This is a genomic window from Burkholderia sp. Bp8991, from assembly GCF_003853795.1.
GTDB lineage: Bacteria > Pseudomonadota > Gammaproteobacteria > Burkholderiales > Burkholderiaceae > Burkholderia.
The window spans coordinates 26,543-39,193 of sequence record NZ_QTQJ01000032.1 but is presented as its reverse complement, the minus strand read 5'-3'; the positions used below and the strand labels follow the sequence as shown (position 1 = coordinate 39,193).

Genomic DNA, 12,651 nt, shown 5'->3' with positions numbered 1-12,651 from the left:
TGGGAGGGAACGGGTCGGAACCGGCCCGTCATGCCCCGATTGTGATCGCTAACTGGTTTATGCTGTAGAGCCGGTTTAGAACATTTTCAGCAGACCAGAATCATGGCCAGGACCGCCCGGATCGTCGAAATCCCGTCGCTCGGCGCGAGCAGCCGCGCGGCCGGCGACCTGAGCCGCCAGCTCGCGCAGGCGTTGCGGGACGCAGTGCGCCGCGGCGACGTGCGGCCCGGCGACACGCTGCCGTCCACGCGGCTGCTCGCGGCATCGCTGCAGGTCGCGCGCGGCACGGTCGTCGACGCGTATGCGCAACTCGTCGCCGAAGGCTTCCTGGAGTCGCGCGGCGGCGCCGGCACGCGGGTCGCGAACGCGCTGGCCGAGCCGTCGCCGCCGGCTGGCGCACCGCCCGCCGCCCGCCAGCGCGCCGCCCATGCCGGCCTGCCCGAACCGGCCGCGACGTTTGCGCGGATCGCCCGCGAATTCCGCCCGCTGCCGGCCGTGCCGTTCGCGATCTCGGTGCCGGTCGGGCTCACCGCGCCCGACGACATCTGGCGCCGGCTCGGCAACCGCCTGCGCGCCCGCGGCGCCGGCGCGCCGTCCGGTTATGCGGATCCGCAAGGCGCGCTGCCGCTGCGCGAAGCGATCGCCGATTACGTGCGCCGCTCGCGCTCGGTGCGCTGCAGCGCCGAGCAGGTCGTCATCACGAGCGGCACGCAACAGGGGCTGCACCTCGCGAGCCAGATCCTGCTCGGCCCGAACGATCGCGCGTGGGTCGAGAATCCCGCCTATCGCGGCATCACCGCGCTGCTCGAGAGCACCGGGCGGCGCGACGCGATGGTCCGCGTGCCGGTCGACGCGGACGGCATCGAGGTCGAGGCCGGCATCCGTCTCGCGCCGGACGCGCGCGCGGCGTTCGTCACGCCGTCGCACCAGTATCCGCTCGGGATGCCGATGAGCATGGCACGCCGCAACGCGCTGCTCGGCTGGGCGCGCGCGCATCGCGCATGGGTGGTCGAGGACGACTACGACAGCGAGCTGCGCTACGAAGGCTATCCGTTCCCGTCGCTGCAAGGCCTGGATCCGGAACACGTGATCTATCTCGGCACGTTCAGCAAGATCCTGTTCCCGTCGCTGCGGCTCGGCTACGTGGTCGCGCCCGCCGAGCTCGTGCCCGCGTTCTGCGGCGCGCGCGTGCTGATGGATCGCCACGCGCCGACCGCCGATCAGCACGTGCTCGCCGCCTTCATCGCGGAAGGCCATCTCGACCGCCACATCCGCCGCGTGCGCGGCGTCTACGCGGAACAGCGCGCGCTGCTGATCGACACGCTCGGCGCGCGGCTGCCGCGCGAGCGCGCCTGGGTGCAGCCGGGCGATCAGGGGATGCACGTCGTGCTGTGGCTCGCGGAGGGGATCGACGATCTCGACGTGGTGGCGCGCGCCGCGCAGGCGGGCGTGGCGGTGCGCGCGGTGTCGCCGATGTTCGCGCCGGGCACCGCGCGTCCAGGCCTCGTGCTCGGCTTCGGCGGGTTCGATCGCGCACGGATGGAAGCGGCCGCGCAGCGGCTCGCGGACGTGGTCGGCGAAGCGGCCGGCGTCGATTCGTCGGAGGAATCGCGGCGACGCATGCGACCAAAAGTTGTCCGCGGGCAACAAACGTAATCGTCTGTAACGCCTGCAGGAAAACCGGCGTTTTGGCCACAGGTGACGCTGCGCGGTTTGCTAGGATCGCGCCTTTTCCGCTCGCGCTCCTGCCGCCGTGAATCGCTTCGTGCCGTATCTTCGAGATCTGTGGCTTCGCTGCCGTACCGGCGCCCGCGCGCTCGGCGCCGGCGCGTGGCATCGCCTGCGCCATCCGACGCGCCGCGGCGTCGCGCTGACGCTCGCCGCGATCCCCGTGCTCGGCCTGCTGGTCCTGCTCGCGTTCGTGCCGTTCACGCCGAGCATCGGCGACATCCGCAAGGCGCGCATCGACCGTCCCGCGCGCGTGCTGTCGGCCGACGGCCAGCTGATCGCCGAGTTCCGGCCCGTGAACCGCGAATGGGTGCCGCTCAAGCAGATCTCGCCGCACATGGTCGATGCGCTGATCGCGACCGAGGACCACCGCTTCTACGCACATCACGGCATCGACTGGCGCCGCACGCTCGCGGCGGGGCTGCATACATTCTCGGGTAGCCGCCAGGGCGGCTCGACGATCACGCAGCAGCTCGCCCGCAACCTGTATCCGGACGAAGTCGGCCGCGCGCCGACGCTCACGCGCAAGGTGAAGGAGCTGATCACCGCGTTCAAGATCGAGGCGGTGTACAGCAAGGACGAGATTCTCGAGACTTACCTGAACACCGTGCCGTTCCTGTACAACGCGTACGGCGTCGAAATGGCCGCGCGCACCTATTTCGGCAAATCGGCGGACCAGCTCGACATCGTCGAAAGCGCGACGCTCGTCGGGATGCTGAAGGGCAACAGCTACTACAACCCGGTGCTGAATCCGGAGCGCGCGGTCCAGCGCCGCAACATCGTGCTCGCGCGGATGGCGGCCATGGGCATGCTGTCGCCGCGGCAGCTCGCGCAGTTGCAGCGCCGGCCGCTGCGCGTCGACTTCGAGCCGCAGACCGCGCAACCCGGCCCGGCCCCGCACTTCGCGGTGCAGCTGCGCAAGTGGCTGATCGCCTGGGCCGACCGCAACAACTACGACCTCTACTCGGACGGCCTCGTCGTGCGCACGACGCTCGATGCGCAATTGCAGGAGATGGCGACGCGAGCGCTGACGCAGCAAACCGATCGCCTGCAGGCGATCGCCGATGACGCGTGGCACAACCCGTCCGGCTGCGGGCTGCGCAACGACCTGTTCCGCGGCTTCATCCGGCAGACGCCCGACTATCGCGACGCGCGCGCCGCCGGGCTCGCCGACGCGGCGGCGCTGAAGCAGCTCGGCGCGAATCGCGCGTTCGTGCGCGCGTTATGCGAGCGCAAGACGCAGGTACAGGCCGGCTTCGTCGCGCTCGATCCGCGCAACGGCGCGATTCGCGCGTGGGTCGGCAGCCCCGATTTCGGCAGCGAGCCGTTCGATCACGTCGTGCAGGCGCGGCGCCAGCCGGGCTCGACATTCAAGCCGTTCGTCTATGGCGCCGCGTTCGCGGACGGCATGCGGCCGGACGATACGTTCGTCGATCGCCCGGTGGCGATCCCGATCGGCGCGCACGCGGTGTGGCGCCCGACCGATGCCGAACCGCCGACGGACGCGCCGATGACGCTGCGCGACGCGCTCGCCCTGTCGCGCAATCGCATCACCGCGCAGGTGATGCAGCGCGAAGGCGCGGCCAGGGTCGCACAGCTCGCACGTGCGATGGGCGTGCGCGAAAGCCCGCTCGACGCGGTGCCGTCGCTCGCGCTCGGTACGAGCCCCGTCACGCTGAAGGAAATGGTGTCCGCGTACGGGACGATCGCGAACCGCGGCGTGTACGTCGCGCCGCAGATGATCACGCGCATCGAGGATCGCGATGGCAAGGTGCTCGCCGCGTTCGGCAGCGCGCCGCCCGAACGCGCGATGCCGGTGGCCGCGGCACAGACGCTGGTCGACGTGATGCGTGGCGTCGTCGATTACGGAACCGGTGCCGACATCCGCTCGCGCTACGGGATTCGCATCGACGTCGCGGGCAAGACCGGCACGACGCAGGACAACACGGACGGCTGGTTCATCCTGATGCATCCGCAACTGGTGGCCGGCGCGTGGGTCGGCTTCGACGACGGCAACGTGACGCTGCGAAGCGACTACTGGGGCGCGGGCGCGCACAGCGCGCTGCCGATCGTCGGCTCGTTCTACGATGCGGCGCTGCGTGCGCGTGCGATCGACCCGCATGTGCAGTTCTCGCCCGACTTCCGGCCGCGCAGCGCGCCAGCGCCGGCACCGAGGCGGCGTCCGCATCCGGGCCTGTTCGACTGGCTGAAGATTTTCCGCTGAGCGCGGCACGACTAAGACGCTTCGTCCACCCGGACGAAGCGATCCCGGCCCGCACCGCGCATCATCGACGCAACCCGTCCATCGATGCCGGAGGCCGCATGACCCACAGCGCCGTCCAAATCGCGAACCTGCTGTACCGGTACGCGGAGCTGCTCGACGCCGGTGACCTGCCGGGGATGGCGGCGCTGTTCCGGCATGCGCAGATCAAGGTCGAGGAAGCGGCGCCGACGATCGGCGCCGATGAATTGCTCGCGCTGTTCGACGCGCGCGTGAAGCGCTACGCGTGCGGCACGCCGCGCACGAAGCATGTAATCACGAATCCGCTCATCGAGATCGACGAAGCCGCGCATCGCGCGACGGCTCGCTCGTACTACACGGTGCTGCAGGCCGTCGACGGCCTCGCGCTGCAGCCGATCGCAGCGGGCCGCTATCACGACGCGTTCGAGCGCGTCGACGGCGCATGGCGTTTCGCGTTCCGCGACTACACGCTGTTCGATTTCGCGGGCGACCTGCGTCGCCACCTGAACGATGCGCCGGCCGCTTGACGCGCCGGCCGGCGAACACGGCCGGCAACGCGCTCAGGCCGCCGCGAGCGTCGCCGCCAGTGCGTCGAACTGCGGCGCCCACGCCGCGCGGCCTTCGTCGCGCCGGCGGACCGGCTGTCGTCAGTCCGCCGTGTCGCCGCTCTTCGGCAGCTTCGACCATGCGTTGCGTCCCGGCGCCGGCGACCATGCCGGACGTGTCTTGCGCGCGCTGTCGATCACGACCAGGTAGCGCCCGGCGATCGGCGTGACGTCGCGATCGCGGCGCAGCACCCACAACGACTTGCCGTCCTCGACGCGCGCCTCGTAGTCGTCGTCGAGGATGCCGTGCTGGTCGATGAACGCGTTCAGCGAAGCAGGAATCCGCACGCAGCCTTTCGAGTGCCGGATGCCGAGCAGCGGCTCGAGGCGATCGGGATCGGTCGCGTGCATCTGGAAGCGCATCGGCGACTTGCCGCCCTTGCCCCAGCCGCGCTCGCCGTCCACCCAGCCGAAGTCGTAGATGCGCATGTCGCGCTTGCCGTAGCCGCGAATACCGTTGTCGTTCGTCGTGCCTTCCGCGCGGAAATCCATGTTGTCGGGCGAGTGGTGGAACACGCCGAGCGGCGTCAGGAAGTGATCGTATTTGCCGGGCCAGCCGGTGCCGACCGGCGACGCGCCGATCATCAGCCACGCATTGGTCGGCGTCGCGCGGAAGTAGATGAACAGCGCCTGCACGTTCGGCGCGCGGTCGACGATCGCGACGTATTCGCCGGCCAGGTCGCCGAGGTCTGCATCGGCGAGCGCCTGCTGAAGGCGGACGCCATACGCGCGCTGCTCGCTCGCGGGCACGTTCAGGCGTCGCGTGACTTCCTGCGTGAAGCGCTTGCGCATGTCGATCGCACGCGCGGTTGCGCTCTTCGCTTCGTCGGCCGACAGCGGCGGGTGCCGGCGCGGCGGCGTCGGTGCGGGTGCTTCGGCTTCGCTTGCCGGCGTGCCGGATGCTGCCGATGTAGGCGATGCCTCCGATGCTGCCGATGCGGCGGAAGCCGGGGATGCCCCGCTGGCGGGCGACGCATGATGCGCGGCGGATGCCGCGGATGACGGCGCGACTCCGGACGACACATGCGCCGACGAAGCCGAATGCGCGGCCGAAGCCGTGGATGACGACGCGACGCCCGACGACACATGCGCCGGCGAAGCCGAATGCGCAGCCGAAGCCGTTGATGAGGATGACGTAGCAGTGGCCGACGGCACGTCGGACGCGGCAAAGGCGGGCCGCGCGACAAGCACGGAGATCGGGAGAACGGCCGCGAGCCACACATGGGTGGCGACCGCGAGAGTACGGCAACGCGGCTTGCACAACCGCCGCGTCAGGTCGGAGAGCATCATGCGATCGAAACCATCGGCCGAACCGGCCGCCGCACGTTGCGAACGGCGCATCTCCCGCGCGAGCCATCGACACGCCGGCCGCACGCATGTGCCCGGCGCCGACGCCTCTTCGCGGTGGAGTCGTTCGCAGTACAACGCGTTCGGTCCAATGGCGGCTAATGAGTCGTCAGGTCTTTCATTCTACCCGCGCGGACACGAATCGGCAGGGCCGCTTCCCCGGTTTCGCCGCGGCTTTGCGCTTCGTCACACTTTGTTTCAACTCATTGCCGCTTGATGCGCCGCTGCACGGCAGGTTGCTTCGCCGGGCGTGTCCGGCAAGACAAAACCGAAACGCCCGGAAATTCACTCGCATGCTGCATACGACACGCGAGCGCGCAACCCCCGTCTACTTCGAAATGGTTTCGAGCGCGATGCCCCTGGTACGCGGCCCCATGAACCCGATCGCGGCCATCACGATCACCATCGCGCCGGCGATGAACGCGAACACGCCGAACGTGCCGAAACCCTTCAGCACGGCCGCGATCACGAACGACGAGAAGATCGCCGAGAAGCGGCTCCACGAGTAGACGAAGCCCACCGCGCGCGCGCGGATCGACGTCGGGAACAGCTCGGCCTGATACGCATGGAAGCTGTACGACATGATGTTGCTCGCGAGCGTGAGGCCGATGCCGAGCACGATCAGGAACGCGCCCACCGTCGTCTGGCTGAACAGCAGCCCGCAGACGACGATCGCCGCCGCCATCGCGACGATCACCGACTTGCGCTCGAAGCGGTCGGCGATCACGAGGCCGATCAGCGGGCCGAGCGGCGCCGCGAGCGCGATCACGCTCGAATACATCAGACTCGACGTGATCGTGATGCCCTGCTTGATCAGCAGCGTCGGCACCCAGTTCGCGAAGCCGTAGAAGCCGACCGTCTGAAACACGTTGAAGATCGTCATCATGATCGTGCGGCTGCGATACGGCGGCACCCACATGTCGCGGAAGCTGCCGCGCGGCGGCACCGGCTCGGCCGGTGCGGGCGGCGGAAGCGGCCGGCCGTATTCGGCTTCGACCTTCGCCTCGAGCGCGCGCATGATGCGGTCGGCTTCGTCGACGCGGCCCTGCTGCGCGAGCCAGCGCGGGCTCTCCGGCAGCGCGCGGCGAATCCACCACACGAACAGCGCGCCGTGCGCGCCGATCAGCACGACCCAGCGCCAGCCGTCGAGGCCGAACGGTGCGTGCGGCACGAGCAGGTACGCGAGGAACGCGACCACCGGCACCGCGACGAACCCGACCGCCTGCTCGCACGCGAACGCGCGGCCGCGGATCTGCTTCGGCACGAGTTCGGAGATGTACGTGCCGATCGTCACCATCTCGACACCGAGCCCTAGGCCGACGACGAAACGCCAGAAGTTCAGCCCGCCTGCCGTGTCCTGGAACGCCATCACGACGTTGGCGGCCGTGTACCACAGCAGCGACCACGTGAAGATCGCGCGGCGGCCGAAGCGGTCCGCGAGGAAGCCGCATGCGATCGTGCCGATGAAGAGGCCGGAGAACAGCGCGGCGATGAAGCTCGCAACGCCCGTGGTGCCGAACAGGCCGTGCGTCGTCGCGGACAGGATCCCGCTTTTCACGAGGCCCGGCGCAACGTAGCCGCTGTACAGCAGATCGTAGAGTTCGAAGAAGAAGCCGAGGCTCAGCAGCACGACGAGCTTCCAGACGCTGCGGGTCGGCGGCAGGCGGTCGAGGCGGGCTGAAATCGAGCCGGCGTCGATGGAAGAGGACGAGGTGGCTGCCTGGGGAAAGCTGTCCGTTGAGACCATCTGGGTCGTGTCTCCTGATCGTGTCGTGTGTTGTTGTCCGGCGGCCGATCGGCCCGGCCGCCGTCGGGCGATTCGTCGCATTGTACCGGCACGCCGCGCGCGCCGCGTCGCGTGGCGAACCGGTTCGGACACCCCACTTTCGCGCGGGACCATGTGTAACTTGCGTAACTGTCTGTCGAATCCGTAAGGTTCGAAGGCATCGCGATCGTCTGCCACTCGCGCGCATCCGAAACCGGCACGGCCCCGTCTGCAAGGGGCTGCCGGGCCGTCGCGCGCCCGCGCCGGCACCGCGAGACACGACAGGCAACGTGCGCAATCGGCAGCGCCGCCGCCGCCACGCCCCGGTAACATGCTACCGGGCCAACTCCCGGCTTCCGGGCGCCTTTCGGCACCCGGCATTGTCGGCAAAACGTAAGCATTCCATGTTCATACAACGACTCTCCACGTACGCACGCCGGATCGCGCTGTTCGCACTGCTGCAGTTCGCGGCGATCGCGACCGCGTCGGCGTTTCCGACGGCTGCGTCCGCACCGGGCGCGAGCGGCGTCGGCGTCCCCGTGCCGACCATTTCGCTGAACGACGCGGTTGCGCGGCTCAAGCAGATGCAGGTGCAACAGGACCGCATCAAGCAGCAGACATCGAACGCGACCAACAGCAAGGAACTCGACGAGCTCGGCGACGCGACCCAGGAACTGAGCGCCGACGTCGACAAGCTGCAGAGCCAGCTCGCGCCGCAGCGCACGCAAGTCCAGGCGCAGCTCGACGTGCTCGGCCCGCCGCCGGCCCCGGGCGCATCGCCCGAAACGCCTGCGGTCGAACAGCAGCGGGAGACGCTGAACGCGCGCAAGGCGCAGATCGACGCGGCGCTGAAACAGGCCGCCGACCAGAAGACCAACCTCGCGAACCTGAACGACCAGTTTGCGAAACTGCACCGCAGCCTGCTGAAGAACCAGCTCGCGTTCCGTTCGGGCAGCATCTTCGGCGCGCAGTTCTGGCTGCCGCTGTTCCACCTGTCGCCGGACGACGTCCAGCGGCTCGAGGACTTCAACGACGAACTGCGCGACATGCTGCGCTCGTCCTGGACACCCGGCCAGCGCGCCATCACCACGCTGCTGCTGATCGCCGCGCTCGCTGCGTGGCTCGGCGGCCGCCGCGTCGTCGAACGCGGGCTCGCGTGGTTCTGCCTGAACCGCCTGCCGCCCACCCGGCTGCGCCGCAGCGCGCTGGCGCTGGCGACGGCGTTCTCGACACTGCTCGCGACCGCGGTCGCCGTACAGATCCTCTATCTCGCGCTCGCCCGCCACTCCGAACTCACGTCTTCGATGACCGATCTGTGGGACCAGTTCGCGAAGCTCGCCGTGACCTGCGCGCTGATCGCCGGCCTCGGCCGCGCGCTGCTCTGCACGAAGCATCCGTCATGGCGGCTGCCGGCGCTCGCCGATCCCGTCGCGCTCGCGATGAAGCCGTTCCCCGGCGTGCTGGCCGCGCTGCTGCTGATGTCCGGCACGCTCGAGTCGATCAACCGGATCGTCGATACCAGCCTGTCCGTCACGCTGTTCGGCCGCGGCATCGTCTCGCTCGTCGTCGCGCTGACCGTCGGCGCGTCGATCCTGCACGCGAATCGCGTCCGCACCGCGCTGGCGGCATCCGGCGAGGCGCCCGAGCAACGCTCGACGCTCGCCGGGCTGATTCACGCCGGCGTCACGCTGGCGATCGTCGTGTCGCTGGTCGCGCTGCTGATCGGCTACATCACGGTCGCGCGCTTCATCACGTACGAGCTCGTCTGGTTCGAGATCGTGGTGTGCAGCGTCTACATCCTGACGCAGCTGACGCGCGACGCGAGCGAAAGCCTGTTCTCCGCGAACCTGTCGACCGGCAAGCAGATCAAGCACCTGTTCGCGCTCGACGACCGGCATCTCGACCAGGCCCACACCGTCGTGTCCGGCCTCGGCACGAGCCTGCTGATGCTGATCGCGGCGATCGCGCTGCTGACGGGCGGCTTCGGCACGACGCCGAGCGACCTGCTCGACAGCGCGGTCGCGATGATCGGCGGCCAGCGGCTGCAGAGCCTGAACATCATGCCCGACCGGATCCTGAACGCGGTGATCGGGTTCGCGATCGGCTTCTACCTGCTGCGCTCGGTGCGCCGCTGGCTCGACGGCGAGTTCATGCCGGCACTCGGCATGGACGCGGGGATGCGCGTGTCGCTGATCACGCTGTTCACCAACGTCGGCTACGTGCTGCTCGTGCTGATGACGCTAGGGCTGCTCGGCGTCAGGTGGAGCAACCTCGCGTGGATCGTCAGCGCGCTGTCGGTCGGTATCGGTTTCGGCCTGCAGGAGATCGTGAAGAACTTCGTGTCGGGGCTGATCCTGCTGACCGAGCGGCCGGTGAAGGTGGGCGACATGGTCAGCATCGCGGGCGTCGAAGGCGACATCCGCCGCATCAACGTGCGCGCGACCGAGATCCAGCTCAGCGACCGCTCGACCGTCATCGTGCCGAACTCGCAGCTGATCTCGCAGAACTTGCGCAACGTGACGATGGGCAACAGCACGCAGGGCGTCGCGACGCTGATGCTCACGTTCCCGCTGAACACCGACCCCGAGCAGGTGCGCGACCTGCTGCTCGACGCGTATCGCGAGCACCCGGCGATTCTCGACAAGCCGGCGCCGTCGGTCACGTTCAGCCAGCTCGCGCCGGACGGGATCACGCTGAGCGTCACGGGCTACGTGGCGAGCCCGCGGATCGCCAGCTCGACGAAGAGCGACCTGCTGTTCGAGATCCTCAAGCAGTTGCGGGCGGCGCAGATCACGCTGTCGACGCCGCAGATGCTGGTCGTGCAGAACATGCCGGCAAGCGACGCTTCCGCCCCGCACGAGTAAGCGATCGAGCGGGCATGCGCCGATCGGGCATCGCCGCGCACGCATCGCCGCAAGCGACAAGGGCCGGTTACCGCTTTCGCGGCAACCGGCCCTTGTCATTCGATCGATTCGACCGTCGCGGCGCCCTCCCGGACGCGCTCCGTCAGACGTCGAACTTCACACCCTGCGCCAGCGGCAACTGACGGCTGTAGTTGATCGTGTTCGTCGCCCGGCGCATATACGCCTTCCACGCATCCGAACCCGACTCGCGGCCGCCGCCCGTTTCCTTCTCGCCGCCGAACGCGCCGCCGATCTCCGCGCCGCTCGTGCCGATGTTCACGTTGACGATCCCGCAATCGCTGCCCGCTGCCGACATGAACTGCTCGGCCTCGCGCATGTCGTTCGTGAAGATCGCCGACGACAGGCCTTGCGGCACCGCGTTGTGCAGTTCGATCGCATCGTCGAAGTTGTCGTACACCATCACGTACAGGATCGGCGCGAACGTCTCGCGCTCGACCACGGCCGATTGCTTCGGCATCCGTACGATGGCCGGGCGCACGTAGTACGCATCCGCGTGACCGACGTCGACGCGCTCGCCGCCCTTCACCTCGCCGCCCTGCTCGCGTGCGTCGCCCAGCGCCTTCTGCATCGCATCGAACGACGCGCGATCGACCAGCGGGCCGACCAGCGTGCCTTCTTCAAGCGGGTTGCCGACCTTCACCGACGCGTAGGCCTTCTCGATGCGCGGCAGCAATTGCTCGACCAGGTTGCGATGCACGATCAGGCGGCGCAGCGTCGTGCAGCGCTGGCCGGCCGTGCCGACCGCCGCGAACGTCACTGCACGCACGACGAGATCCAGGTCCGCGCTCGGCGCGACGATCATCCCGTTGTTGCCGCCGAGTTCGAGGATGCCGCGCGCGAGACGCTGGCTCAGCACCTTCGCGACTTCCTGGCCCATCCGCACGCTGCCCGTCGCGCTGACGACCGGCACCTTCTTCGACGCCGTCAGCACCTCGCCGACATCGCGCATGCCGAGCACCAGCTGGCTCAGCTCCGCCGGCGCGACACCCGGATGCGTCTTGTCGAATTCGCGGATCGCCTTCTGGAGCAGCACGTGGCACGCGATTGCCGTGAGTGGCGTCTTCTCGGACGGCTTCCACACGACCGAATCGCCGCACACGAACGCCAGCGCGGCATTCCACGCCCACACCGCGACCGGGAAGTTGAACGCCGAGATCACGCCGCACACGCCGATCGGGTGCCACGTTTCCATCATCCGGTGGCCCGGGCGCTCGGACGCGATCGTCAGGCCGTAAAGCTGGCGCGACAGGCCGACCGCGAAATCGCAGATGTCGATCATTTCCTGCACTTCGCCAAGGCCCTCCGACGTGATCTTGCCGGCCTCGAGCGTGACGAGGCGGCCGAGCTCGGCCTTGTGCTCGCGCAGCACGTTGCCGAACACGCGCACGAGTTCGCCGCGCACCGGCGCCGGCACCGTGCGCCACTTGAGGAATGCGTCGTGCGCGGCGTCGATCTTGCGCTCGGCGTCGGCGGGCGAGTCGACCGCCAGCGTCGCGAGCGTCGCGCCGTCGAGCGGCGAACGCGCGGTCAGCGCATTGCCTTTCCACTGGGCGAGATCGATGTCGAGCGCAGCAAGAATGTCGTTGAATTGCATCACTTCCTCTTCAGGGACAGATTGATCGGTGCGGCGGCGACGCCGCCCGCGTGATTCGATTGGAGCGCGTTCGCGCGCCCTGTGCAAGCGGATGCGCAGCTCGGCAGGCCCGGTGCGCCGCACGGCGCATCGCGCGGCGCCGCCGCCGGAAACCCGGCCGGGCGGCGCGCCCCCGCCTCGCGAGGCACGATCCATGAGACACATTGTCGATGGCCACAAGTCCGGCCGCTATTGATATTAACTCACGACTTCATTCCCAAAACGCAACAACCCAGCGGGACGAATCCGCCCGTTTCGGCACCGGCATGGGACGTATCCAAGGCCGATGGCCGGGCCGCCGGGGCGGTTTCGATGCGCGGCAAGTTGATGACAAAGTTGCATCACCCTGTGCGGAAATATCGTTTGCCGCGCTTGCGGCCGGCACCCACAATCGGGGCGGCGTCGAG

At 68.9% G+C, this 12,651-nt stretch carries 7 protein-coding genes; 4 read left to right on the top strand and 3 right to left on the bottom strand.

Translation table 11 applies throughout. The annotated features are described in order from the left end of the window. Positions 1-102 precede the first annotated feature (102 nt). From DIE02_RS28310 to DIE02_RS28300, 3 genes are all read left to right on the top strand, one after another. Positions 103-1,656 carry a PLP-dependent aminotransferase family protein gene (locus DIE02_RS28310; protein WP_124529957.1) on the top strand — a complete coding sequence of 518 codons (1,554 nt, stop codon included), beginning with the start codon at positions 103-105 and terminating at the stop codon, positions 1,654-1,656. Between the two features lie 97 nt (positions 1,657-1,753). Next, positions 1,754-3,952 (top strand): penicillin-binding protein 1A, encoded by a 2,199-nt coding sequence (locus DIE02_RS28305; RefSeq protein WP_124523309.1) that lies wholly within the window; start codon positions 1,754-1,756, stop codon positions 3,950-3,952. Positions 3,953-4,050: 98 nt separating this feature from the next. Next, entirely contained in the window at positions 4,051-4,497 is a 447-nt protein-coding gene (locus DIE02_RS28300; RefSeq protein WP_124523311.1) for a nuclear transport factor 2 family protein, read from the top strand. A 120-nt stretch (positions 4,498-4,617) separates the two neighbouring features. Here the strand turns inward: DIE02_RS28300 and DIE02_RS28295 are convergent, their stop codons facing one another. Together DIE02_RS28295 and DIE02_RS28290 are read right to left on the bottom strand one after the other, a co-directional pair. Beyond that, positions 4,618-5,916, bottom strand: a complete 1,299-nt coding sequence (locus DIE02_RS28295; RefSeq protein ID WP_185702663.1) for a hypothetical protein — start codon at positions 5,914-5,916, stop codon at positions 4,618-4,620. A 334-nt stretch (positions 5,917-6,250) separates the two neighbouring features. Beyond that, positions 6,251-7,669, bottom strand: a complete 1,419-nt coding sequence (locus tag DIE02_RS28290) for an MFS transporter (RefSeq protein ID WP_124529955.1) — start codon at positions 7,667-7,669, stop codon at positions 6,251-6,253. A 422-nt stretch (positions 7,670-8,091) separates the two neighbouring features. On the opposite strand from DIE02_RS28290, the gene DIE02_RS28285 reads away from it, so the two are divergent. Then, complete coding sequence (locus tag DIE02_RS28285; RefSeq protein ID WP_124529953.1) at positions 8,092-10,551, top strand: DUF3772 domain-containing protein; 2,460 nt, start codon at positions 8,092-8,094, stop codon at positions 10,549-10,551. A gap of 142 nt (positions 10,552-10,693) precedes the next feature. On the opposite strand, the gene DIE02_RS28280 is transcribed toward DIE02_RS28285, so the two are convergent. Beyond that, the gene (locus tag DIE02_RS28280) at positions 10,694-12,205 is read right to left on the bottom strand and encodes an aldehyde dehydrogenase family protein (protein WP_124529951.1); all 1,512 of its coding nucleotides are present in this window, start codon (positions 12,203-12,205) and stop codon (positions 10,694-10,696) included. Between the last annotated feature and the right edge of the window lie 446 nt (positions 12,206-12,651).

Bases quoted from the DNA above. Each gene is read 5' to 3' on its own strand.
- DIE02_RS28310 (WP_124529957.1), top strand. From the start codon at position 103: ATGGCCAGGACCGCCCGGATCGTCGAAATCCCGTCGCTCGGCGCGAGC.
- DIE02_RS28300 (WP_124523311.1), top strand. From the start codon at position 4,051: ATGACCCACAGCGCCGTCCAAATCGCGAACCTGCTGTACCGGTACGCG.
- DIE02_RS28295 (WP_185702663.1), bottom strand. From the start codon at position 5,916: ATGCGCCGTTCGCAACGTGCGGCGGCCGGTTCGGCCGATGGTTTCGAT.
- DIE02_RS28290 (WP_124529955.1), bottom strand. From the start codon at position 7,669: ATGGTCTCAACGGACAGCTTTCCCCAGGCAGCCACCTCGTCCTCTTCC.
- DIE02_RS28285 (WP_124529953.1), top strand. From the start codon at position 8,092: ATGTTCATACAACGACTCTCCACGTACGCACGCCGGATCGCGCTGTTC.
- DIE02_RS28280 (WP_124529951.1), bottom strand. From the start codon at position 12,205: ATGCAATTCAACGACATTCTTGCTGCGCTCGACATCGATCTCGCCCAG.